Source organism: Fastidiosibacter lacustris (assembly GCF_003428155.1).
GTDB lineage: Bacteria > Pseudomonadota > Gammaproteobacteria > Francisellales > Francisellaceae > Caedibacter > Caedibacter lacustris.
Genome location: NZ_QLIR01000013.1, coordinates 1 through 25,131, shown reverse-complemented (window position 1 = coordinate 25,131; position 25,131 = coordinate 1). Strand labels below are relative to the sequence as shown.

General features: G+C 36.3%; 25 protein-coding genes. 14 read left to right on the top strand and 11 right to left on the bottom strand.

The window, feature by feature from the left end:
- Nucleotides 1-381: 381 nt before the first annotated feature.
- A complete protein-coding gene (locus DNJ77_RS07005) occupies nucleotides 382-1,653 on the bottom strand; it encodes a citrate synthase (RefSeq protein WP_116964282.1) in 1,272 nt (423 codons plus the stop codon).
- A 349-nt stretch (nucleotides 1,654-2,002) separates the two neighbouring features.
- Here DNJ77_RS07005 and DNJ77_RS07000 point away from each other — a divergent pair, with 349 nt between their 5' ends.
- From DNJ77_RS07000 to DNJ77_RS06955, 10 genes are all read left to right on the top strand, one after another.
- Nucleotides 2,003-2,386 carry a hypothetical protein gene (locus DNJ77_RS07000; protein ID WP_157966634.1) on the top strand — a complete coding sequence of 128 codons (384 nt, stop codon included), beginning with the start codon at nucleotides 2,003-2,005 and terminating at the stop codon, nucleotides 2,384-2,386.
- 6 nt (nucleotides 2,387-2,392) lie between these two features.
- Entirely contained in the window at nucleotides 2,393-3,013 is a 621-nt protein-coding gene (locus DNJ77_RS06995; RefSeq protein ID WP_116964280.1) for a phosphoribosylanthranilate isomerase, read from the top strand.
- 8 nt (nucleotides 3,014-3,021) lie between these two features.
- Complete coding sequence (locus DNJ77_RS06990; RefSeq protein ID WP_116964279.1) at nucleotides 3,022-3,369, top strand: ApeI family dehydratase; 348 nt, start codon at nucleotides 3,022-3,024, stop codon at nucleotides 3,367-3,369.
- Complete coding sequence (locus tag DNJ77_RS06985; protein WP_116964278.1) at nucleotides 3,366-4,112, top strand: glycosyltransferase family 2 protein; 747 nt, start codon at nucleotides 3,366-3,368, stop codon at nucleotides 4,110-4,112. The genes DNJ77_RS06990 and DNJ77_RS06985 overlap by 4 nt, the downstream gene beginning before the upstream one ends.
- Nucleotides 4,102-5,049, top strand: a complete 948-nt coding sequence (locus DNJ77_RS06980; RefSeq protein WP_116964277.1) for an LpxL/LpxP family acyltransferase — start codon at nucleotides 4,102-4,104, stop codon at nucleotides 5,047-5,049. Before DNJ77_RS06985 ends, DNJ77_RS06980 begins: the two co-directional genes overlap by 11 nt.
- Nucleotides 5,039-5,458, top strand: coding sequence for an acyl-CoA thioesterase (locus DNJ77_RS06975; protein WP_192877946.1), 420 nt, complete (start codon nucleotides 5,039-5,041; stop codon nucleotides 5,456-5,458). The genes DNJ77_RS06980 and DNJ77_RS06975 overlap by 11 nt, the downstream gene beginning before the upstream one ends.
- A 1-nt stretch (nucleotide 5,459) precedes the next feature.
- Nucleotides 5,460-6,089 (top strand): outer membrane lipoprotein carrier protein LolA, encoded by a 630-nt coding sequence (locus DNJ77_RS06970; protein WP_116964276.1) that lies wholly within the window; start codon nucleotides 5,460-5,462, stop codon nucleotides 6,087-6,089.
- A gap of 78 nt (nucleotides 6,090-6,167) precedes the next feature.
- Nucleotides 6,168-6,683: a hypothetical protein gene (locus DNJ77_RS06965; RefSeq protein WP_116964275.1), complete on the top strand. Its 516-nt coding sequence runs from the start codon at nucleotides 6,168-6,170 to the stop codon at nucleotides 6,681-6,683.
- Between the two features lie 134 nt (nucleotides 6,684-6,817).
- Entirely contained in the window at nucleotides 6,818-8,524 is a 1,707-nt protein-coding gene (gene pilB / locus DNJ77_RS06960) for a type IV-A pilus assembly ATPase PilB (RefSeq protein ID WP_192877945.1), read from the top strand.
- A gap of 33 nt (nucleotides 8,525-8,557) precedes the next feature.
- On the top strand, nucleotides 8,558-9,772 hold the full coding sequence (locus DNJ77_RS06955; protein ID WP_116964274.1) for a type II secretion system F family protein: 1,215 nt from the start codon (nucleotides 8,558-8,560) through the stop codon (nucleotides 9,770-9,772).
- 22 nt (nucleotides 9,773-9,794) lie between these two features.
- On the opposite strand, the gene DNJ77_RS06950 is transcribed toward DNJ77_RS06955, so the two are convergent.
- Entirely contained in the window at nucleotides 9,795-10,595 is an 801-nt protein-coding gene (locus DNJ77_RS06950; RefSeq protein WP_204723375.1) for a M15 family metallopeptidase, read from the bottom strand.
- A gap of 335 nt (nucleotides 10,596-10,930) precedes the next feature.
- Here DNJ77_RS06950 and DNJ77_RS06945 point away from each other — a divergent pair, with 335 nt between their 5' ends.
- Together DNJ77_RS06945 and DNJ77_RS06940 are read left to right on the top strand one after the other, a co-directional pair.
- Nucleotides 10,931-11,182 (top strand): hypothetical protein, encoded by a 252-nt coding sequence (locus DNJ77_RS06945; RefSeq protein ID WP_116964273.1) that lies wholly within the window; start codon nucleotides 10,931-10,933, stop codon nucleotides 11,180-11,182.
- Between the two features lie 36 nt (nucleotides 11,183-11,218).
- Nucleotides 11,219-12,961 carry a proline--tRNA ligase gene (locus tag DNJ77_RS06940; protein ID WP_116964272.1) on the top strand — a complete coding sequence of 581 codons (1,743 nt, stop codon included), beginning with the start codon at nucleotides 11,219-11,221 and terminating at the stop codon, nucleotides 12,959-12,961.
- Between the two features lie 6 nt (nucleotides 12,962-12,967).
- On the opposite strand, the gene DNJ77_RS06935 is transcribed toward DNJ77_RS06940, so the two are convergent.
- The 4 genes from DNJ77_RS06935 to gpmI all read right to left on the bottom strand — a co-directional run bounded on the left by DNJ77_RS06935 (nucleotide 12,968) and on the right by gpmI (nucleotide 17,255).
- Nucleotides 12,968-13,384, bottom strand: coding sequence for an acyl-CoA thioesterase (locus tag DNJ77_RS06935; protein ID WP_116964271.1), 417 nt, complete (start codon nucleotides 13,382-13,384; stop codon nucleotides 12,968-12,970).
- Nucleotides 13,385-13,595: 211 nt separating this feature from the next.
- Nucleotides 13,596-14,228: a flavodoxin family protein gene (locus tag DNJ77_RS06930; RefSeq protein WP_239986770.1), complete on the bottom strand. Its 633-nt coding sequence runs from the start codon at nucleotides 14,226-14,228 to the stop codon at nucleotides 13,596-13,598.
- Nucleotides 14,229-14,420: 192 nt separating this feature from the next.
- The gene (serS, locus tag DNJ77_RS06925; protein ID WP_116964270.1) at nucleotides 14,421-15,698 is read right to left on the bottom strand and encodes a serine--tRNA ligase; all 1,278 of its coding nucleotides are present in this window, start codon (nucleotides 15,696-15,698) and stop codon (nucleotides 14,421-14,423) included.
- Nucleotides 15,699-15,713: 15 nt separating this feature from the next.
- Nucleotides 15,714-17,255, bottom strand: coding sequence for a 2,3-bisphosphoglycerate-independent phosphoglycerate mutase (gene gpmI, locus DNJ77_RS06920; RefSeq protein ID WP_157966633.1), 1,542 nt, complete (start codon nucleotides 17,253-17,255; stop codon nucleotides 15,714-15,716).
- Nucleotides 17,256-17,453: 198 nt separating this feature from the next.
- Here gpmI and DNJ77_RS06915 point away from each other — a divergent pair, with 198 nt between their 5' ends.
- A complete protein-coding gene (locus DNJ77_RS06915; protein ID WP_116964269.1) occupies nucleotides 17,454-18,311 on the top strand; it encodes an FKBP-type peptidyl-prolyl cis-trans isomerase N-terminal domain-containing protein in 858 nt (285 codons plus the stop codon).
- Between the two features lie 63 nt (nucleotides 18,312-18,374).
- Nucleotides 18,375-19,142: an exodeoxyribonuclease III gene (locus DNJ77_RS06910; RefSeq protein ID WP_116964309.1), complete on the top strand. Its 768-nt coding sequence runs from the start codon at nucleotides 18,375-18,377 to the stop codon at nucleotides 19,140-19,142.
- Between the two features lie 115 nt (nucleotides 19,143-19,257).
- Here the strand turns inward: DNJ77_RS06910 and DNJ77_RS06905 are convergent, their stop codons facing one another.
- The 5 genes from DNJ77_RS06905 to DNJ77_RS06885 form a co-directional block, all read right to left on the bottom strand.
- Complete coding sequence (locus DNJ77_RS06905) at nucleotides 19,258-20,274, bottom strand: bifunctional UDP-4-keto-pentose/UDP-xylose synthase (protein ID WP_116964268.1); 1,017 nt, start codon at nucleotides 20,272-20,274, stop codon at nucleotides 19,258-19,260.
- A gap of 39 nt (nucleotides 20,275-20,313) precedes the next feature.
- Nucleotides 20,314-21,297 carry a glycosyltransferase gene (locus DNJ77_RS06900; protein WP_116964267.1) on the bottom strand — a complete coding sequence of 328 codons (984 nt, stop codon included), beginning with the start codon at nucleotides 21,295-21,297 and terminating at the stop codon, nucleotides 20,314-20,316.
- An 18-nt stretch (nucleotides 21,298-21,315) separates the two neighbouring features.
- Nucleotides 21,316-22,467, bottom strand: coding sequence for a DegT/DnrJ/EryC1/StrS family aminotransferase (locus DNJ77_RS06895; protein ID WP_116964266.1), 1,152 nt, complete (start codon nucleotides 22,465-22,467; stop codon nucleotides 21,316-21,318).
- A gap of 44 nt (nucleotides 22,468-22,511) precedes the next feature.
- The gene (locus DNJ77_RS06890; protein WP_116964265.1) at nucleotides 22,512-22,883 is read right to left on the bottom strand and encodes an EamA family transporter; all 372 of its coding nucleotides are present in this window, start codon (nucleotides 22,881-22,883) and stop codon (nucleotides 22,512-22,514) included.
- A gap of 937 nt (nucleotides 22,884-23,820) precedes the next feature.
- Nucleotides 23,821-24,795 (bottom strand): KpsF/GutQ family sugar-phosphate isomerase, encoded by a 975-nt coding sequence (locus tag DNJ77_RS06885; protein WP_116964264.1) that lies wholly within the window; start codon nucleotides 24,793-24,795, stop codon nucleotides 23,821-23,823.
- Nucleotides 24,796-25,131: the final 336 nt, after the last annotated feature.

Genomic DNA, 25,131 nt, shown 5'->3' with positions numbered 1-25,131 from the left:
CAAGATTGTGATACAATCGCCTGTGTCATCAAAACAGCTTGATTTAGGGCAAATATGAAATTTAAGGTTTGGCTTTTTCTAGTCATAGGGTTTTATGCAAATATGGTTTTTGCGGTTGAAAGACTGATTACAGAGGTGTGTGTTCCAAGCACATTATCCTTTGTTCCACAAATTGTAGAGGACCATCCATTTATTTCAGTTGCTATTATCGGTATTGTCGTATGGTACTTAATTATACGGATTCGTCAATTCCTTAAAAGCAAGTGAAAGTCTTTTTTAGTATATGCTTTAGTGCCTTATCCCTTAAATGGGCAATATATTATGATAATTGATATGGGTGGTGATTGTTATTTAATTTAGTAGCAAGTTATTATATTGAAATTAAGGAAGATTTCTTTGTGCTTCGCCGATATATAGCTGGCGTGGACGACCAATTTTCATTTTTGGATCATTGTACATCTCAAGGTATTGAGCTATCCAGCCAGATGCGCGAGCTAAGGCAAAAATAGACGTATACATATAAGTTGGAATGTGTAGTGTTTTTAAGATAATACCAGAGTAGAAATCAACATTAGGGAAAAGCTTCCTATCGATAAAGTACCTATCATTAAGTGCGATTTCCTCTAATTTTTTAGCAATCACCAATAGTGGATTATCGCTATCGCCCAGTTGATTTAAAATACTTTCACAGGCTTTTTTCATAGCAATGGCACGTGGATCAGTATTTTTATATACACGATGACCAAAGCCCATTAATCTAAAAGAATCATCTTTGTTTTTAGCGCGTTCAATAAACTTATCAATATTACTTACATCACCGATTTGTTCAAGCATTTTGACAACGGCTTCGTTTGCACCACCATGTGCAGGTCCCCAAAGGGCGGCAATACCAGCAACAATAGCAGCATATGGATCAGTGCCAGTTGAACCAGCAAGGCGCACGGTTGATGTGGACGCATTTTGTTCGTGATCTGCATGCAGAATAAAAATTGTATCCATCGCACGTGCGGCAATTGAATCAGGTTGGTAATTTTCACTATCTGCAAACATCATGTATAAGAAGTTCTCAGCGTAAGAAAGCGATTTTTTGGGTGCCATAAACGGCAACCCGTTGCGATGACGGTAAGTCATTGCAACGATAGTTGGCATTTGAGCAATCAGTTTTTCAGCCATTTGAGTTTGCTGAGTAAGATCTTTTTTATTCATCGTTTTTTGGTTTTCACCTGCCATTACACTTACCGCTGCCATAAGTGGTGCCATTGGATGCACATCTTGTGGAAAAGCTTTGATGGTCTCTTGAATGTGTGTGCATACAGGCATATCATTTAGAATTCGAGTTGAAAATTCAGTAATTTCATTTGTTAAGGCAAGTTTATCATTTAAAAGTGCATAGCATAAATTCATATAATGAGATTTTTCAACCCACTGCTCAATAGGATAACCACGGTGTAATAAAACGCCTTTACCACCATTGATATAGGTGATTTTTGACCAGCATGCTGCTGTGGATAAAAATCCTGGGTCGTAGGTAAATAAGCCTTCTTTAACTAAAGAAGAAACGTCAACAGTTTGTTGTCCTAAAACAGGGGTATAAATAGGTAGCTCTAGCAATAAATTTTTATCTGGAAGGGTTAAGATTGCAGTTTCAGACATGTTGTTCTCCATGATTATCGCACTCTAAAATTTATAAAAAATATCACTCTAAACTAAATAGACCTTAAGTTTTATAAAGTGACTTAAACCCCGTTGAGTGCGGGTAGCTAAAATTAATGTGGCATATTTAAGCCTATATCCCCAGCATTGTCAAACGTAGATAGCCTCGCCTAGAAAAAAGAAGATAAAAGCACGTAAAATACAAACTTAAGGAAACCTGTAAAATGATTTAATTATTGATATATAAAAAATTTTAGTAGTTCTATTTAACGAATAAAACACAGTTAGTGGATAGATGCTAAAGCTATGGTATACTCAACTAACTTTAGTTATAGAACATGAAGTTTTTATGCACACAAATGAAATTGACTCACGCTTAAAGCTTATTTTATCTGCACAAGTAGATACATTGGATGAGCTTGAAAAAATTTGGATGTTTGGTTACGTCCATGGCAAAAAAAACAAGTCAGAAACACTTAACCCTTTTCCAGTAAACACGATTGAACATAACTATTGGGCAGAAGGGTTTGAAGCGGGTGAATTTAATGAGCCACCCTTATTTCCACAATACATCTCCATATTAAGCGAGATTGCCGAAAGTGATGACGCTTTAGAAGTGCAAACACGTAAAAAGTATCACCTGGACAAGGTTGATCGCTTACTTGCCACAGCGGGTGTGAGTGTAGCAACTGCATCTATGGTAGCAGCGGCCTTAATTAACTTTATGGCGTAGTAAGGCATGCATAGAACTAAAATTAAAATTTGTGGTATCCGTAACCTTGAAGATGCCCTTTTTGCGCTTGAATGTGGAGTCGAAGGATTAGGCTTTGTTTTTTATACCAAATCACCTCGCTTTATTACTATTAATGAGGCACATAAAATTATTCAAAAGCTACCACCTTTTGTGACGATTTGTGGACTCTTCGTTAATGCTATGCCAGATGAAATTAAAACTGCAATTGCAGCTGGTATTAGTATGATTCAATTCCATGGTGACGAACAACTTGAATTTTGTAACAGTTTTCAGTTTCCATATATACGCGCTTTACGCATTGAGGACCGCTTAACGCTCAACAAAGCTAAACAATATTATCAAAACGCGCGTGCCATATTGCTAGATGCTTATGATCGAAATTTCTATGGTGGCTTAGGTAAAACATTTGATTGGTCAATCATTCCTAACGAAATGCGAAACAGTATCATTTTAGCAGGTGGATTAACGGTTGAAAATGTAACTCATGCGATTGCTGAAATTCAACCCTATGCGGTTGATGTCAGCGGCGGTGTTGAGTCGCAAAAAGGCATTAAGTCTCATGCCAAAATTAAAGCGTTTTGTGATGCTGTTAAAAGTACATATTAAGGAAATTCATGCGCTATCCTGAAATTCTTGAACATTCAATTGAAAAACGACAAAAGTCTTCAGTTGTGAAGCTTAAGCTGCTGTTTGATGAAAAATTGATTTTTTTTAAAGGTCATTTTACCGATAATCCTATTTTGCCAGGGATTGCCCAAACAGATTTTGTTATTGAGTTTAGCTCTTGTTTTTTAATGCTTGACAAGAAGCAAGTACGTCATATCCCGCAGCTTAAATTCAGCCAAGTGATTTTACCTAATAAGGTGCTCAATTTGCAGATAGAATTATCTGAACATCAGCTGCAATTTGAATATACTGATGATGATCAAAATCGCTATTCAAGTGGAAAAATCCAGTTATGACCAAACCTTGTTTTCTTATTCCAATTTATAATCATGGTGAGACACTTGTGAGTGTTGTTTCTGAGCTTGCAGTTTATGGTATCAATTGCTTAATTGTTGATGATGGTAGTGATCAAAAAACCAAAGCCGTAATTAACCATATATGCCAGCAATACTCATGGGTCAAGTCTATTTCGTTGGCACTTAACTCTGGCAAAGGTGCAGCGATTATGAATGGCTTTCAGTATTTGTATCATCATCACTATACACATGCAATTCAAGTCGATGCCGATCACCAACATGATTTAAACGACTTATCAAAGTTTCTGACACTATTTCAATATCACCCCAATAGCCTTATTTCTGGCAAGTCAATTTATGATAAAAGTGTGCCTAAAGCTCGCTTACACGGTCGCAAAATCACTAACTTTTGGGTGGCGATTGAAACGTGGAGCACAAGACTTGTTGAATCAATGTGTGGCTTTCGCATCTACCCCTTAAATCCTTTACAAAGCGTATTACCAAAAGTATCTGGTAGGCGAATGGAGTTTGATATTGAAATCATGGTAAAAGCTTATTGGCAAGCGATTGATGTGAAATATATTCCAACGCAAATTAACTACCCTAAATCTGGGCAATCTCACTTTCGTCTATGGAAAGATAACGTTCGGATCTCATGGTTGCATACTCGACTTTTTTTTGCGATGTTTTACTATATGCCACGCCTCCATCTAAAAAAATTAATAAATAGACATGACAAATAATCAAGGTCGTAGCCAGCATAAACACTGGTCAAAGTTACCTGAAAAAGGAAGCATAATAGGACTTAAATTCATGCTTATCTGTTTTAAACTGCTTGGTAGACGGGTAACTTATGTATTGATGTTCCCTGCTATAGTTTATTTCTATCTTTTTTCACGTGGTGCGCGTAAAGCTTCTTGGCAATATTTTATACATTTACAACGTTACGCTGCACAAAAAAATATAGTCATAAAACCACAGCCTTTTCGCCATTTTATGAGTTTTGGTAAAAGCTTAATTGACAAGGTTGCAGTATGGAATAAAATCATCACGCGTCATGACTTACACTTTCCAAATCGTGAGCTTTTACTTGATCTGGTTAATAAAAAACAAGGGGCTATTATTTTTAGTGCGCACCTAGGCAATATTGAAGTGATGCGCGCATTGTCTGGTTTGATACCTAAACTTAAAGTTAATGCCTTAATCTTTAATCAGCATGCTCAGAAATTCAATACGTTGTTGACCCAAGTTAACGCTGATTCGCAATTGAGTTTAATTTCAATTGAGCATATCGATCTTGTTTTTGCCATTCAGTTACAACAAAAAATTGACCAAGGTGAGTTTATTATCATAGCCTGTGATCGCATCTCTGTTAATCATCCTAATCACACTATTTGGGTTGAGTTTTTAGGTGAAAAGTGCATTTTGCCACAAGGACCTTTCATACTTTCAGCAATTTTACAAGCACCGGTCTATACGATGCTATGCTTAAAACAAAAAAAGCGTTTTAATGTTGTTTTTGAGTCATTTGCTCAAAGCATTAAGCTTCCTCGTCACAATCGCCAGCTTATATTAAACCAATATGCACAACAATATAGTGATTTTATTGCTTGGCATTGCATACAATATCCAACACAATGGTTCAATTTTTTTGACTTTTGGGGTAGGAATGATCAGTAGCAAAACCATTTCACATTTAACTGAGATACGTGTTCCATTTTATGATATTGATAGCTTACATATTGCTTGGCATGGTCATTATGTAAAGTACTTTGAAGTCGCTCGATGCGAACTTTTGAATGAAATAGGTTATAACTATAATGATATGGCAGCAAGTGGTTATATGTGGCCAATCGTCGATTTACAGATTAAATATATTCGACCTGCTGTATTTGGGCAAACTATTCAAGTTGTAAGTAGTATTATTGAGTATCAGAATCGCCTGAAAATTGCCTATCTTATTGTCGATAAATCAAGCCAACAAAAACTCACCAAGGGACATACTACTCAACTTGCTATTGATCTTAAAACCCAACAACTACAATTTGTTTCACCCTTGTGTTTAATCGAAAAAATAAAGAGTTTTTAACATGCAATTCCGTATACATATCACTTTCCCTACTTTAATTTTTATTTTTTTCTTTAATGGGAGCTTGGCTGCAAGCAAAAACAGTATTTTTTATCATCCTTTATCTGCGAAAAATGAAGTTGCTTTTATGAAAGTGCAAAATGCCCAGGCTAAAATTGATAATGTTTATGGTGATTTTACCCAAACACGTTATATGAAGCTTTTATCAAAGCCACTTATTTCCAGTGGTGTTTTCCATCTTTCCAAAACTGATGGTTTACAATGGTTGCAACAAAAACCCTTTAAATCAATACTGATGATCACAGAAGATAAAATTCAACAATCAATTGAAGGGAAACAGGCAATGGTCATTACTAAAAAAGAACAACCGATTGTATTTTCTTTTACCCATATTTTTTTATCGATTTTTAAAGGCAATACAGAAGCATTAAAACAATATTTTGATATCTACTTTATCGAATGTAATAATAATTGGCACTTGGGCTTAAAACCCATTGACTCACCTTTAAATAAAGCTATTGATAGCATTGAGATTATAGGTGAGAAGTACGTCACGCGTATATTAGTCAATGAAGCACAAGGCAATCACATGTTAATTCAATTTTCGAATATCTCTGACAAGCAAAAGTAAAGTTTATTTTATCGCTCACAAACTATTTTTGCTATACTCCTTACATCAAGGACAGGCAGTATAGGAGTGTGTGTCATCATGCACACAATATATATTTATTTTGGATACAGCTATCGCGCAATAAGTTATGGTATTCGCTGGGTAACGCGCTCTCATTTTTCGCATGTTGAAGTACAAATCGATGGTGAATGCTATAGTAGTAGCGGCTCACTCGGTGTCTATAAACGTTCGTATGAGAAGCTAAGAAAATCACAAGATGTGCTTGAAACATGGGTGACTCAAATTAACGATCAGCAAAAAGCGGCTTTAATTGATTTTCTTATTAGACAGTGGGGTAAAAAATATGACTATATTTCTGCTTTAGGACTTGGGCTTTGGCGACGTAATTGGTTGAATGACCATAATAAATGGTTTTGTTCTGAACTGATTGATGCTGCTTTTAAAAGTGCACAAGCACCATTAACCAACAATGATTTTGCTTCCCATCGTTTAACTCCGAATGACTTAAGGACATCGTTAGCTATTAAACGTGAAAAAGTTGAAAAAAACATTCATAACAAGGCTTGGTGGCGCAAGCTTATTTTGTTTGGCTAACTCAAAAGTAACTTTGCCCACTACCACAAAATAATTCGAGATATCCCTGGGCTTGGTATATCTTCTTAAATTTACATAGAAAATTCGATAGTTTATGCCTATACTGAAGCATAAATGGACCATTGATAATACCTATGAGTCAGCACGGAATTAGTAGTTTTCTATTGAGTCAAAATCTTATTGCAAGTGAGGTGCTTGATGAAGTAATCAAGGCTGCCGATAAAGCAGATGAGCGCCTGATTAGTCATTTGGTCAGCAATAAGTTACTAGATAGTAAATTGTTTGCGATTGAAGCTGCTAAATTTTTCAATCTTACTTTATTTGATTTAAATGCTTATGACTTGGAATTCTTCCCGCGCAAGTATCTAAATGAACGATTAATCACCGAATGTCATTGCTTGCCGCTGTATAAGCATAAAAAAATGCTATTATTGGCCACTAGTGACCCATTAAATTTAAATGCAATAAGAGAATATCGTTTCTTTAGCAATTTGGATATCGAGCAAGTCATCGTTGAAGAAGGCATGTTGAGTAAATTAATTAAAGAGGTCACAGAAAATACAACTGATGATGCGCTTAAAACTCTTGAAGGTATGGAGCTTGAAGAAATTGACCTTGATATTGTCGAAGGGGATGAGTTTAAAGAAGACGATGATTTTGGCGATAATGATGAACCCGTTATCAAGTACGTTAATAAAATTATTGTTGATGCTATCAATAAAGGTGCATCAGATATTCACTTTGAACCTTACGCTACGAATTTTCGCATTCGCTACCGTATCGATGGGATGTTACAGGAAATTGCTTTTCCACCACTTAAAATCTCTGCCCGTACGGCCTCTAGAATCAAGATTATGGCTCAGCTAAATATTGCTGAGAGACGCATTCCACAAGATGGGCGCTTTAAACTCAAAATTTCAAAAACACATGTGATTGATTTTAGAGTCAGTGTTTGTCCAACTGCTTTTGGTGAAAAAATTGTACTTAGGATTCTTGATCAAGCCAAGACATATTTGAGTATAGATAAACTTGGTCTTGAGTCTCATCAACAAAAGATCTATTTATCTGCGCTTAACCAATCTCAGGGTATGATTCTCGTTACAGGACCAACTGGAAGTGGTAAAACGATAACGCTTTATACAGGCTTACATATCATCAACACGGTAGAAAAAAATATCTCAACTGCAGAAGATCCAGTCGAGATTAACGTCAATGGTATCAATCAAGTGCAAATCAATAACAAACAAGGTTTGACTTTTGCACGTGCCTTGAAAGCATTTTTACGTCAAGATCCTGATATTATCATGATCGGTGAGATTCGAGACTTCGAAACGGCTGATATAGCAATTAAAGCTGCACAAACAGGTCATTTAGTGCTATCAACCATTCATACTAATAGTGCTCCTGAAACCCTTAATCGCTTATTAGATATGGGAATCCCGCATTATAATATTATTTCTTCAGTCTCACTCATCATTGCTCAACGCTTGGCTAGAAAACTTTGTCCCCATTGCAAAAGACCAGCCCCTGATGTTACACGTCAGTTACTGCTTGATATGGGTATTCGCCCACAACATCTTGAAAAAGACTTTACTGCTTATCGCAGTAATCCTAATGGTTGTACACGTTGCTTTAAAGGTTATAGAGGACGTATTGCTATTTACGAAGTGATGCCACTGAGTTTGGCCATGAGTCGCTTGATTGTTGAAGGGCGAAGCACACTAACACTAGCTGAGCAAGCACAACGTGAAGGTATCGATAACTTACAGCAATCTGCTTTAATAAAAGTTGTTCACGGCATTACTTCGATAGAAGAAGCGCATCGTGTGACCTCAACCTAGGTTAAAAATAAAATGCAATAAAGGGTTATAATCATGAAGGCAGGTGTTAAATTAAAGAAAAAAACTTTTCTATGGACAGGTTATGATAAGCGGAATATCAAAACTAACGGTATTATTGAAGCCATTAATATTGATCTTGCCAAGGCTCAAGTTGAACGCAATGGATTTAAGGTTTTAAAAATCAAAAAACAACCACTCGAACTTTTTCCACAACGGATTAAAAGTGAAGAGGTCACCCTTTTTTCACGTCAGCTTGCTACAATGTCGCAAGCTGGTGTTCCTATTATTCGTGCGCTTGACACTATTATGGAATCAAGCAATAACAAAAGCTTTAAAAAACTGTTAATTCAGATTAAACAAAGTGTTGAAAGTGGTAATTACTTTAGTGATACATTACGCAATCACCCTAAGTATTTCGATAAATTATTCTGTAGCTTATGTGCAGTGGGAGAGGAATCTGGGACTTTAGACGTTATGTTAGATCGTGTTGCTAGCCACAGGGAATCGTTGCACACTATCAAAAAAAAGGTGAAAAAAGCCTTAACATATCCAGCGATGGTGATTGGCGTTGCTATTTTAGTGACTTGGATTTTACTGAATTATGCAGTGCCTGCTTTTGCCAATATTTTTATATCATCGGGAACACCCTTGCCAAAGATCACCAAGATCACCATTGATTTATCCGAATTTAGCCAGAAATATTGGTGGGTGCTTGTTTCGTTTATTATTGTATTCATAGTTGGATTTAAATTTTCCAAGAAACGTTATCCGAAAATCAATGTTTGGCAAGACTATTTGCTATTGAAGTTGCCTGTTATCGGTAAGGTGATCCAAAAGTCTTCATTGGCAAGGTTTGCACGTACATTAGAGACGACTTCCGCAGCAGGAATGCCTTTGCTTGATGCTTTAACTACTGTTGCCAACGCTACAGGGAATACCAAATATGAAAAAGCGACGTTATTTATTCGTGATGAAGTTTCAAAAGGGCGTTCGATGCTATATGCTGCTTCTGAAACGGGGGCTTTCCCAGGGATGATGTTACAGATGATTTCTGTTGGTGAAGAGTCTGGTCAAATAGAAGAGATGCTGGCAAATATTGCTAAAATTTACGAAGAGGATGTTGATGTGTTGGTTACCAATTTAAGCAGTGCACTTGAACCTGTTATCATGATTGTACTTGGCTGTATTGTAGGTTTCTTAGTTGTTAGCATGTATATTCCAATGTTCAAGCTTGGTGAAGCACTGTAATTAATCTAAATATGTAAGAGTGCTATTGAACAGGGAAATCAAAATAGATCTTTGGATAAGGTTCCTCTTTTAACGTGAAATGCCACCATTCTGTTTCTAGTGGTTTAAATCCTGCCTCTATCATAAGCGTACGAAGTAATAGTCTATTTGCTTTAATTTGAGGAGACAAATTTTGATAGCTAGGATGAGACATTGGACTGAAACAATCAAAACCTGTTCCAAAATCTAAACTATTATCAGGTGAACGTAAATGTTGAGCTGAGGTACAAGGAGCTTGTTTTTTCTTAGGATCGTATATGGGGATTTTTGAATCTAACGGAATTATAGTCAAATCCACTGTACTTCCTCTACTATGACCAGAGTGATAATCGATATATCCCTCTTTGAATAAATTAGATTTATCTACTGTTGGATAATATTCGGTTCTCATTTGTGTTTCATTAAGGTTTTCTGCCCAATCAGCAAAATCATTAACAGCAGTTTGAGGTCGATAGCAATCATACACTTTTAATGAAAGCCCCATTGGAAGGAGTTGATCTTGAACTTTTTTAAGTGCTAAAGTGGCTTTTTTTGTTAAAAGACACACGGGAGTCTCATAACCTTTTATTCTTCTTCCAACAAAATTATTATCAGTATAATATCTTACTGATACTTGAATAGTTGGTATAACACTCTTAATATTGATAAAGTCACTAGGCTTTTCTTTGATGATTGTAGTCTGATTTGCAGAAGTTTGATGATAGAAAAAACCACCTCCCAATGCTACTAACAAAAATATTATTTTCCTTGTTTGGTTCATTTTATATAACCCATTACTAAACATATTCCATAACGTTTATTTACATAATTTTAATGTTTTTCGCTATAGCTATTAAGTTTTTTTTGGTTGCGTTTTTTTTATTTTTGTAAATGATTATATTGTTTAAATTGATCTATCTGAATAATTATGCCTAGACACAATCACATTTCGTACGTATAAGACAGATTGTTGTTTTGTATATCACAACCAAAAATTCCAAAAATAATTCAGTATTAACTTTTTTGCACGCCTGCTGTAATTTTACTTTCTAGTCTATTTTTAATCTTTAAAATGCTAGACATAAATTACCCATTTATTCTGAAGTAAAGTATTTTCCAATTAATTCAGGAGGTTTCACCATGAAACAAAAGCTACGCTATGTTGCCGATACTATTTTCTTTCTTTCCTGCATTGCCTTTATTGCAACGCTAACGATCGTTTTTTATTTCAATAACTTCAGCATTATTGTCAAAGGACATGCCATTTATTGGGTATATCTTGCACCACTTCTCATGGTGTTATATACCTTCTTACGCAACTTGCTATTTACCAATAAACCAAAATCGACAAATTCTGAAAATACCCTTGAACCAAACCATAAAACCAGCTAACGTAAGCATACTTATTGCCTTTTTGACAAATCAATTATGAGAGTCTCACAAACCCTACTTGCAACCGAGAAAGAAATACCTAAAGATGCTGAATTGATTAGCCATCAATACATGTTAAGAGCAGGTTTAATTCGTAGACTTGCTTCGGGGATTTACCAATGGTTACCCACCGGCGTGAAAGTACTACAAAAAGTACAAACCATTATTCGTGAAGAAATGAACAAAGCAGGCGCTAGTGAGATTTTAATGCCGAGTATCTTACCTGCGGAGCTTTTACAAGAAACGCATCGTTGGCAAAAATTTGGTCCTGAGCTTTTGAAAATGCAAGATCGTCATAATCGTGATTTCTGCTATGGTCCTACACACGAAGAACCTATTGTTGATATTGCCCGCAAAGAAATCAAAAGCTATAAGCAACTCCCTCTTAATCTCTACCAAATACAAACTAAGTTTCGTGATGAAATTCGTCCACGCTTTGGGGTTATGCGTGCACGTGAGTTTATTATGAAAGATGCCTATTCTTTTCACAATAGCTATAAATGCCTAGAGGAAACTTATCAAAAAATGCACGCTGCTTACTGCAATATCTTGAAGCGTATTAACCTTGAGTTTCGTGTCGTTAATGCCGATGCAGGTGCCATTGGAGGAAGTAAGACTCATGAGTTTCAGGTACTAGCTAGAGTGGGTGAAGATATTGTCTGCTATAGTGATCAAAGCGATTATGCGGCAAATATTGAAATGGCAGAATATTTAAAGCCAGATTTAACAAAGCGAGCAAAGTCAGCAGAAGAGTTAACAAAAAAAGCGACACCAAATTTAAAAACAATCACTCAACTATGCGAAGCTTTTTCTATTTCAGCAGCACAAGTAGTTAAAACAATCGTGATAAAGGATAGCCGTAACAAATTCTTTGCTTTAGTGCTCTGTGGCGATCATGATCTCAATGAAATTAAAGTAAGCAAACTTCCGCAAATCACGGCACCTTTTAATTTTGCAACTGATGCTGATATCCAGCATGTATATGGTGCAACTACAGGTTCACTTGGTCCTGTTAACTCGCCTATTACTGTTATCGTTGATTATAGCGCGGCTATGTTAAGCGATTTTGTTTGTGGTGCAAATGAAGATGGTTTTCACTTATTTGGCGCAAATTGGCAACGCGACGTCAACGATTATGTGGTAGAAGATATTCGTAACGTTGTGATAGGAGATCTCTCTCCTGATGGGAATGGTAGGTTACAGCAAACAAATGGCATTGAAGTGGGTCATATTTTTCAATTAGGCGAGCATTATTCCAAAGTAATGAATGCAAGCATTTTAGATGAAAATGGCAAAAAGCAAGATTTGATTATGGGATGTTACGGCTTTGGTATTTCACGCGTAATTGCTGCTGCTATCGAACAATCACATGATGAAAATGGAATTATCTGGCCACGAGAGATTGCCCCATACGATATTGTTATCATTCCTATGAATATGCACAAATCAGGACGCGTATTTGAAGAGGCAAACAAATTGTATAATGATCTAAGAGCAGCAGGTTTTGAGGTTTTGTTTGATGATCGCAAAGAACGCGCGGGGATTATGTTTGCTGATGCGGATTTAATTGGTATTCCGCATCAGCTTATTATCGGTGAGCGTGGCCTTGAAAACAACGTAATTGAATACAAATGCCGCAAAACGCAAATAAAAGAAGAAATTTCATGTGCAATTGAAAGTATTCTACAAAAAGTTTGTATTAAGCAAAGTAGTATTTTTCAAAAGGCTCCTTGTTACTGAGTACTGTTAGTTACTTTCTTTCTTTAGTTTTGATATGCCTATAGGTTTGTGGTTATCATCAATTCTCACAAAAACAATATTAGCAGTAACCGCTAATTCATTTATACTTGTTCGACTACTTACAAAAACATAAACATCGAAAGTTACAGAAGTGTTACCAACTTTTGATAATTTTGCATAAATATCAACTTGGTTATGAACGTGGATAGGTTTAATAAAGGTAACCTTTTCTACAGCCTTCGTAACAACACGCCCACTACTGTAATGAATTGCCGCAAGGCTTGCGCCTATGTCTATTTGACTGAGTATCCAACCACCAAAAATAGTGCCACCATGATTACAATCAGATGGCATTGGTACAGTTCTAATAACTAAATTCCCATAATTTTCCAACACTTTGAATGCAGTTGTATGATCATTCATGCTTTATATCCTTCGTTACCTTATTTTGGGTTAACCTTTCTAATTTTTTTCTGGTTCTTAAAATCAAGAGGTGGTTTTGTACAGAAACAACCCTGATACCAAAACATGAGTCAACCATCTCAAAACCAATATGCTGTTCAATACTAGTATGGTAGCTACTTTATGCAAAGCAAACAACAACAAGCATGGCTAAAAAATATTAAGTATTTGACTATAGTTTTATTACATAATGTGCAATACGTTGTCCAAATAATTCAGCCGTACGCTTATCTCCAATTGGAGGGGTTACTTCTGGTGAGTCATTTTCAGATTGTGTCATGAGTCCCAAAGATCCTCCCATGCGATTTAGTGCCTCGATATGACCTGTACTAAACTCATTTTGTCCTGAAGTATTGTCAATACCTAGCGATAACCAAAGCATGCCATGTTGGCAAGCAAAGGTGCAAAGCTGCATCAAAACGTTAAATTTATCACCACTTAAAGCACCAGAATTGGTGAATCCCGCGGCAAGTTTATCTTTCCACGCCTTCTTAAGCCATACTTTAGAAGCATCATCCATAAATTTCTTAAATTGATAAGGCACAGAACCCATATAAGTTGGCGCACCAAAAACAATCGCTTCATAGTCATTTAATGCATCCACATCTTGTAACTCATCCACATTTATTAAGCTTGCATATACTTTTGTACTTTGTTCAATGCCAATTTTAATATGCTCTGCTATCTTTTTGGTATGACCATAACCACTAAAATAAACAATTGCCACATTCTTCATCAAACAAATGAGACTCATTCTTAACAAAATTAAGCTCATTGTAACATGAGTTAATTTAAAACTAAGCATACAAACACAATAAAAAGTGTTTCCAGCGTTTAGCTATAAATGTTTGTACTATGACGTGCATCCCAGCATTTGTACATTATCACATGCAATTGTAACACGCTGTGTCTTGCAGGAAATTATTAACAAAATAATGACTGTTGTTAGATCCAGCATAAGGTCCATACACAAAGATCTATTGTCGAAGATCTCGTATTATCCCTTAATAACGTGTAATCCACCCATATATTTACGCAGTACTTCTGGTACAACCACTGAGCCATCTTTTTGTTGATAGTTCTCAAGCACAGCAACTAATGTGCGTCCAACGGCAAGTCCTGAACCATTTAAAGTATGCAAAAGCTCTGGCTTAGTCATATCTTTTAATTTAAATCTTGCCTGCATTCGTCGAGCCTGAAAATCTCCACACCAACTACATGAAGAAATTTCACGATAGATATTTTGTGACGGAATCCACACTTCTAAGTCATAGGTTTTGCGTGCACAAAAGCTCATATCTCCTGTACATAGCGCAAGCACGCGATAAGGGAGTTCTAATTTTTGTAATACCGTTTCTGCATGTGAAGTTAACTCTTCAAGAGCATGTAAGCCTTGTTCTGGAGCGACAATTTGTACTAACTCAACTTTTTCAAACTGATGTTGGCGAATAAGTCCACGTGTGTCACGCCCATATGAGCCAGCTTCACTTCTAAAGCAGGGCGTATGTCCAACAAACTTAAGTGGTAAGCATTCACCATCGATAATTTCATCGCGCACCATATTGGTAATTGGTACTTCTGCTGTTGGAATCAAGCTAAATGGGAATTGCCCTTGAATATGAAACAAATCTTCTGAGAATTTAGGAAGCTGACCTGTGCCAAATAAAGACTCTTTATTAACAAGATAAGGAACGTAAACCTCCGTATAACCATGTTCACTAATATGCAAATCAATCATAAACTGTGTCAAAGCTCGTTGTAAGTGAGCAATTTCCTTACGCATAACCACAAAACGGCTACCAGTTAACTTTGATGCCATCTGAAAGTCCATACCACCTATTCGCTCACCAAGGTCCACATGGTCTTTAATCTCAAAATCAAATCCTCTTGGTTCCCCCCATTTTCTGATTTCAATGTTTTGTGTTTCATTATTACCGATTGGAGTGTCATCTGCTGGTAAATTTGGCATTTCCGCGATGATTGCTGTGATTTTATGTTGCAGTATTTTTAATGCTTCTTCTGACGTTTTTAGCTCATCACCTAAATTTGCTACTTCTTCTAGTAACTCACTTGCATCTTGTTTTTGTGCTTTAAGCATACCGATTTTTTTTGATGCTACATTGCGCTGTGCTTGTAAGTCTTGAGTTCTTTGCTGAATGGTTTTTCGCTCTTCTTCTAGTGCATTAAATGCTGAGATATCGAGTATATAACCTCTTGTTGCCAACTTTTGAGCCGTTTGTACAATATTGCTTCTTAATAGTTTTGGATCAATCATTTCTCTACCCTTTACTCAATTTGCAAACTTAAAAATTGCTCTGCCAGTCATCTCTTTTGGTTGAGTAATCCCCATTACCGCTAAAATCGTAGGTGCAATATCCGATAATTTCCCTTCTTTAATTGTAACTTCCGCATGGTGTCTACCTTGATAAATAAAAGGAACAGGATTAGTAGTATGCGCAGTATGTATTTTGCCCGTTTCAGGATCAACCATTTGATCAGCATTACCATGATCAGCTGTGATAAACAAGTTACCATTTATTTCTTTAACTGCTTGTGATACCTGCCCTAAGCAAATATCTAAAGCTTCAATAGCTTTTACTGTGGCATCGTAATTGCCAGTGTGTCCAACCATATCTGAATTGGCGTAGTTACAAATAATCACATCATACTTTTGGGATTTGATAGCACTAACTAACTTATCAGTAACTTCATAAGCACTCATTTCAGGCTTAAGGTCATAGGTTGCCACTTTTGGGGATGGTACTAAAATACGATCTTCTCCTTTAAAGGGTCGTTCTTGACCTCCATTAAAGAAAAAGGTCACATGTGCATATTTTTCTGTCTCAGCAATGCGCAATTGGGTAAGTCCCTTTTGCTCTAGCACATCTCCTAGTATATGTGTTAACTTTTCAGACTCAAAGGCAACTGACGCCTTAATATCGTCGGCATATTTTGTTAAGCTTACAAAATGAGTTTTTGGAAAGCGTTTACGCACAAACCCTACAAAATACTCATCTGTAAAAGCATAACTCATTTGCCTTGCACGATCTGCTCTGAAATTCATAAAAATAACTGTATCACCATCTTCAATCGTTACTTTATGCTTATTTTTTTGAATGGCTGTGGGCTGTACAAATTCATCACTTTCATTGCGATAGTATGCCATCTCTAATGCTGCCTGCGCACTATTTGCGTAAAATTCTGCCTGACCATTAATTATTGCATTGTAAGCTTTCTCCACTCTATCCCAACGGTTATCACGATCCATAGCGAAGTAACGTCCACTGATTGTGGCAATATAACCCACACCTAAATCTGATAACAATTTGTCCATCTTTTTAATCGATAACTCAGCTGAGCGTGGTGGCATGTCCCTACCATCTAAAAAAGCATGAACATATACTTTTTTAGCACCTTTTTGTTCAGCAAGTTTCACCATTGCTTGAATATGACTTTCGTGTGAGTGAACGCCACCTGGTGATAACAATCCCATAATATGAACAGCTTTATTTGCCATAACAGCTGAACTTACTGTGTAATTCAATACCTTATTGTGATAAAAAGATTTATCTTCAATTGCTTTATCAATCCGCGTTAACTCTTGATATACCACTCTTCCTGAACCGATATTGATGTGTCCTACTTCAGAATTACCCATTTGCCCTTGAGGTAAGCCAACCATTAATCCGGATGCATTAATTAAGGTGTGTGTTGAATGCTGCCAAATATTATTCCAGTTTGGTTTGTTTGCATTATTAATTGCGTTATGTTTGTTTTCTTCACGATATCCCCAACCATCCAAGATAACAAGCACCGTTGTGTTTTTTGCCATTACTATCTCCACAAAAATCAATGCTAACATTGTATACTCATCACAAACCATTTTACAGACTTTCTGCTATCTGAAATCTCAGGAATTTTGCACACTTTTGGTGCATACACTTATTGACTTCTGCTAAAGCAATTCCTAGGATGTGTTGTCCTAATAATTTAATTTTAAAAGCGCTGATAAATTTTTTAAGGAGATAGTATGAAAAAAATTATTGCTTTAACAACTGCAATGTTTCTAGCTGGTTCGATGACAACTTATGCTGCTGATCAAGTCGCAAACTCTGCAACAAAAAACAAGCCAGTTGCTGAAAAGAAAGCTGAACTCGCTAAAGTCGATATGGATGATGTTAGTTATATCATCGGTTATGAAATGGGTAAAGGCTTTAAATCTCAAGACATTAAGTTGAATATCAAAGATCTTAACTTAGGATTAAAAGCTGGTTTATCTGGAAAAGAGTCGAAAATTAGTGAAGACAAATCTAAAGAAACCATGCAAGCTTTCCAAATGGAAATGATTGAAAAAGCACAAGCTAAAATGAAAGCTGAAAGTGAAGCAAACTTAAAAACATCTGATACGTTTATGGCTGACATTGCTAAAATGGCAACCGTCAAGAAAGCTGCTGATGGTATTTATTATCAAATTATTACTAAAGGTAAAGGTGAAATTCCTTCTAAAACTGATGTAGTGACTGTTAATTATACTGGTACTACTCCTGCTACTGACTACGCTAAAGATACTAAAGATGCTGCTGCTAAGCTTGTCAAAGGCGAGCTTCTAGGTAAAGTGTTTGACAGTTCTGAGAAGGCAGGTAAGTCTGTTACTTTCCCCTTAAATCAAGTTATTCCATGCTGGACAGATGCACTTAGTCAAATTCCAGTTGGTTCTACAGTTATCTTATACTGTGCGCCAGCACAAGCTTATGGTGAAATGGCACCACCACAAATCGGACCGAACCAAGTATTAAGTTTTAAAGTTGAACTAATTAAAACTGAAAAAGCAGATACTGATAAAAAAGTAGAAGACAGTTACGACTCCAAGGAAAACACAAGTAAATAGTTGAATATTCACTTATTTATAGCTCGCATTGCGGGCTTTTTTGTTTTATTTGGGGACAGAAATATGAAAGTAATATCATTTAATGCTAATGGTATCCGTTCTGCTATCAGAAAAGGCTTTTTAAACTGGTTCAATTACCAAGATGCTGATTTCTTATGTATCCAAGAAACTAAAGCTCAATTCCACCAACTAGCAAATGAGTCAATTTATTTTCCTAAAGGTTACCATTATGCTTTTACGGATGCGATCAAAAAAGGTTACAGTGGTGTAGCTATCTATGCCAAACGTAAACCTAATAAGGTCATTCAGCAACTTGGTATTGATTGGGCTGATGATGAAGGGCGTTATATCCAATTTGACTATGACAATTTAAGTATTGCTTCAATTTATATACCTTCTGGGTCTAGTGGTGATGAGCGCCAAGCTTATAAGATGGATTTTTTGAACAAATACCAAGATATACTTATCACACAGATTAATCAAAAAAAGCCTTTTATTATCTGTGGTGACATTAATATCGTTCATAAAGAAATTGACATTAAAAACTGGAAGCAAAACCAACAAACATCAGGTGTACTACCTGAAGAACGTGCTTGGCTTGATCATGTTTTTAACAACATTGGTTGGGTAGATGCATTTAGGGTTATTAACCAAAAACCTGATCAATATACCTGGTGGTCAAATCGCGGTCAAGCACGTGCTAAAAATGTGGGTTGGCGCATCGATTATCAATTTATTTCACCTTGTTTGAAAGAAAAGGTTATAAGTGAATACATCTACACGGATGAATGGTTTTCAGATCACGCACCTCTTGCGATTTGTTATCGTTAAGTTTTAAAGTTGCCCCATTAGCTTGAGATGGTTTTGAGTTGAGACGTATCCAATTTCTTAACTGCATAATAACGCGATCGTTAATATTAAAAATTCTAAGAGACTTTCTTTTTCGTTAGCCCAAATGGTAATCCAACGTTCTTTGTAACGCTTCTTCCATTGATACTTTTGGTGACCAATCAAGGTATTTTCTTGCATTTTTAATTGAAGGTACACGGCGCTCGACATCCTGATAACCATTCCCATAATAATTACCTGCGGTTGTGGCAGTGATTTTTACTGATGCTGCAAGTGCCTTATATTCAGGATAACGCTTCATTGCTTCTATAGTCATTTCTGCCAATACTTTAATCGAATACTCATTATCTGGATTGCCAATGTTAAAAATACGTCTATGTGCTTCATTATTACGTTTTTTTACAATCTTAATCAAAGCATCGATCCCATCATCGATATAGGTAAAACAACGACGTTGATTCCCTCCATCGACAAGTTGTAAATCTTTACCATCAATAATATTCGAAACGAATTGTGCCAATACACGAGCACTACCTTTTTGGGATGACTTGATTTCATCCTGCTTGGGTCCAATCCAATTAAATGGTCTAAATAGGGTATAATTTAAGTTTTCTTGCATACCATAGGCATAAATTACACGATCTAAAAGCTGCTTAACACAAGAATAAATCCAACGTTGTTTATTGATTGGACCAGTTACTAACGAGCTTGTCTCTTCATCAAAAGGAATATCTTTACTCATACCATAAACCTCAGAGGTAGATGGAAAAACAAGATGCTTTTTATGCTTAACACAAAGCTTAACGATATCGATATTTGATTCATAATCTAGTTTATAAACAAATAATGGATCAGACACATACAATGCAGGATTTGCAACAGCAACTAATGGAAAAATTACATCACACTTTTTGATATGCTCTTCCACCCATGGCATATTCTCTAACACATTGTCTTTAACAAAATGTAGACGTGAATGACCAAGAAATGCCTTAACTTTATGATCGGATAAATCCATACCATAAATTTCCCAATCCGTTTCTTTCAAGATTTTTTCTACCATACTACTGCCAATAAAACCATTGACACCTAAAACTAATAACTTTGTCGACATTTATTCTACCTTGCTTTATTTAACAGTATTTTTGCTTGTTTATTCGTGCTCATTTTTTAAAGAAATTGATTTTTCTTCAGCTGGATCAGATTTTGGCATTAAGTATTCCTTAATAATGAAGCGAGGGCGTTTACGTACTTCCTCATAAATTCGCCCGATATATTCGCCAATGATACCAAGTCCCATCAAGAGTATACCAATTAAAAAGTACATGATCGCAAAAAGCGTAAACACTCCATCCGCATCAGGTCCTACAATCAAACGCTTTATAATCAAGTAAACAAAAAGCAAGATACTTAAAAGTGAAACAAGGAGTCCTGATATTGTGAAAAATTCAAGTGGTGCTTTTGAAAAGTTAGCAAAAAAGTCGAAATTATAGCGAATAAGTTTATATAGATTGTAGTTTGATTTGCCTTCTGTGCGAGCAGCATGACGTACCCCTACATCAGTTGGGTTAGATGAAAAACTATGTGCCAATGCTGGCAAGAAAGTAGAATTTTCGCCTGTGGCAACCACACGATCAATTACTTCACGCGTATAGGCTCTTAACATACAACCTTCATCCACCATATCGATACCGGTTAGTTTTAAGCGTAATAAGTTATGCAATTTAGATACAAATAGACGCCATTTTTTATCTTGGCGATCCATACGATAACCGCCAACTACATCATGTCCTTGATCAATCTTTTCAAGCAATAAAGGAATGTCTTCAGGATAGTTTTGTAAATCAGCATCCATCGTAACAATTACTTCTCCATCGACATGTTCAAAGCCCGCCATAATTGCCATATGCTGACCAAAGTTACGATTAAAGTTAATCACTTTTACCTGAGATGGTCGTTCACTATGTATTTTACGGAGTAGCTCTATTGATTTATCTTTACTGCCATCATTGGTAAAAATCACCTCATAGCTTTTACCAATGCTATCCAATGCTGAAAATAAGCGCGAAAACAACGTTGGTAGCACTTCCTCCTCGTTATATATTGGAATAACTACACTTAAATAGGGTTTTATCATCGCGCTTCTCCTTCGACTTTAATTAAATATTGTATATAAAGCTTCTAAAACATCATCTTGTTCACGCTCTGTCATGTCAGGAAACAAAGGTAAACTAACTACATTTTCACCAATGGCTTCTGCATTTGGAAAATCACCTTTCTTGAACCCATATTTATTAGCGTAATAGGGATATAAATGTACAGCTTCATAATGAACACTACAGCCAATATTCATCTGTTTTAATTTGCTCATGAACTCATCACGTGAGATTTTGGCAACATCTGAATTTAAAGTTGGTGCAAATAAGTGCCACGCATGTTTATGCACATATTGAGGTTGCTTAGGCAAAATAAGTGGATCAAAACCAGCAAGCTTTCGGTAATAACGCTTGACTAGCTTAGTACGTTTTTCAATAAATACATCTAAAAATGGTAATTGATGAAGACCAAGGGCGGCTTGTAAATCCATCATATTGTATTTATAGCCAGGATAGACAATTTGATAATGGGCACTACCTTCTTTGCCAAAACGATTCCAGGCTTCACGATCCATTCCATGAAAGCGCGTTAACGAAATATGTTTAGCAACATCATTATCTCTTGTTACCACACAGCCACCTTCACCAGTGGTCATATTTTTATTTGGATGAAAACTAAAGACCTGTATATCACCGAAACTACCAATTTTTCGCCCTTTATATTCAGCTCCAATTGAATGTGCTGCATCCTCTATAACGGTTAAATTATACTTTTGAGCTAATGAATAAATTGGATCTAAATCAACAGGGAGTCCTGCAAAATGCACTGGCATGATTACGCGAGTTTTATCCGTAATTGCCGCCTCAATGTTATTGATGTCAATATTGTAAGTTCCTCTATCAACATCAACAAGTTTGACTGTTGCACCAACGATTTCGATCACATTTAAAGTCGCTGCAAAGGTCATCGGTGTGGTAATAACTTCATCACCCGGTTTGAGCTCTAATGCCATTAAAGCTAACTGTAACCCCGCTGTGGCAGAGCTTAGACATAGCGCATACTGTACCTTATGATATTCCCGCAGCATGGCTTCAAATTTTTTAAGCTTAGGACCTGTGGTCAACCAGCCTGAGCGTAAGCTATCAACCACCTCTGAAATTGCTTCTTCTGACAAGCTTGGCTTGGCAAACGGTAAAAAGGTTTCTCTCATTTTTTATCTCGTTTTTTTTTTACAAACACTTGGCCACTTTCTATCTATGGTTTTGCAACCAAATAAACACCCAAAATAATTACAAAAATACCCGCTATGCGTGTTGCAGTTAATGGCTCCCCTAATAAAAAGTATCCTGCTATGGCCGTGATAATATAACCAATTGAAACCATTGGATAAGCTAGTCCAACCGGCACGCGAGATAAAACCATAAGCCACACGATTACACTTATGACATAACACGCTAATCCTAAAATGACAAAATAGTTTGTTGCTACTTTCCAACCAATTGGCCAAACGTTAGCAAGTGTAAAACTAAATGTACCAATACGCTCCATGCCAAATTTCAAAAATAGCTGTGCGCACGCATTTAAAAACACGCCAAACAACAGCAAGCACCAAATAATGATTGTCATGTCCTACCTAATCATGAACTTTTAGAGTATCTAAGTCTAGCATTGTAATGTCTTTCACTTTTAAAGACAAATGGCGTCACAAAGTTTCTTTGGTTTTGGCTTGTTCTTTTACAATTATAACACTCCTTGTATTACTAACTCGGGCAACCTCCACTGCCTTTGCATTTGTGGTCAAGTGTTTGTTTGATTTCTATTAACAATTCGGAGGATAAGTGAGGTTTTTTTGTTTTAGTGGCTGATTTTCTTAAGACAAAATTACCTTTAAGGTTTTAAGTACTTGAATAAATCATATTCTTACACGTTTCTATTTTCTTAACTTCAGTTCAGCATAAATGTTTACAATACGATCAACTAATTGGTCTTTTTAACCCGCATAATTATTTCCGAGGTTGTTTGTTTATCACATCTCTAGAGATACCGTCTAGAGTAAACATTTATGCCGAACTGACGTTAAACAGGCCTATGCTTTATGCAACACGTAATACAGATGCTACTTTAATGCTCCTGTGATTTTGGTAGCTGGGATTGACCATATTATCTTTACAGGAATATTCAAAACACATATGAAGGTATTATTACTGATGAGATGAGTCCTCGCATTCGAAATGCTAGGGTGTATAAGTTAGACCTTATAGAATCTGATTATTTATCAGTATGACCAGCAGGTAAGTTTCTGGTTGATAATGATTGATGTCGCTATGGTTGTAGTGGTTTTGCTTATTATACTCATCTATTTGAAAGTTGTGAACTTTTAGTGCAGGTTATCTCAATTTCCCGTTAGTGCCAACAGAAGTAATAAAAGGCTATCAAACGTTAATTTTTCCTTTAGAAAATTTAGAGAATCACATATACCTCAAAAATACAGGAAAAGTAAGCATAGCGTCCGCATATGACGACCTGTAAAATAAGGCTTGATATAGTAGCGATGTAACTCTGCTTATGCTATACCTTCACGGATAAGGTCGTGCATATGTATCACTCCAGCAATATGTTGATCATCATCAACGGCAGCGAGCGTTGTAATTTTTAACTGGTTCATCAGTTCAAGTGCTTCAGTTGCCATTGCGTGTTGATGGATCGTTTTGGGATTTTTGCTCATGACCTCGGAGATGGGAATATCTTTTTGATATAAAGAATGTTGAAAAACACGCCGTAAATCGCCATCGGTAAAGATGCCTTGCAGCTTTTTGCCATCTTGAGAAATTAAACACATACCCAAACCTTTGCTGCTTATTTCTAAGATAGCATCTTCAAGTCCACTTGAAGGGTCAACAATTGGAAGGTTTTTTCCTACTTTCATCAGATCTGAAACTTTGAGGAATAAACGTTTTCCTAATGAACCGCTAGGGTGAGAAATAGCAAAGTCTTCAGCAGTAAAGTTTTTGGCATTTAATAAAGCAATTGCAAGCGCGTCTCCAAGTACGAGTGCTGCGGTTGTGCTTGAGGTTGGTGCAAGGTTGTGTGGACATGCTTCCTTGGTAACCCCTAGGTTTAATGAAATATCAGCAGCTTGTGCAAGTGGTGAATGAGTTTTGCTTGAAATTGAAATAAGAGGAATATGTAAACGCTTAATCATAGGAATTAGTGCAGTTAATTCAGGAGTGGAGCCTGAGTTAGAGATACCAATGACGATGTCTTCTTTGGTAATCATGCCGAAATCGCCGTGACCTGCTTCAGCTGGGTGAACAAAAAAGGAAGGGGTCCCTGTACTGGCTAGGGTGGCTGCAATTTTAGAGGCAATGTGACCAGATTTGCCCATACCAATGATGATTACACGCCCCTTGCATTTAAGTATTGTTTCACAGGCCTTAATAAAGTTATCATCAATATATTGTTTTAGGTGACATAGACTTTCTATTTCCAAAGAAATCGTTTGCAGTGCGTCAATAACAAAAGGGTGGTTTAGAGTCATAACGTTATAAGTTAGTATGGAAAATCAAATGCCTGTATTGTATGGAAGTTTTTAAACAAAGTAAAAATGAAAACAGCTGTATGACGATTTTTCAAACACGATTAAACAAAATTAAAAAAAAGTTAAAAAAAGCGCTTGCGGGGAATTGATGTGTGTGTATAATGGCGACTCGTTGTCACTGAGAGTGTTTGGTGAGAGGGCTCTGGATAAGGGTTTTAAAGGATGTTTGAAAGAGATATGAAGTGTAGATACTTGAATACTTTGAGCGATAGATTTTGTGGATTGTAGTTAGTGTAATGGAGATGGAGTTAGGATGTAGATTTTAATTTCATTGAG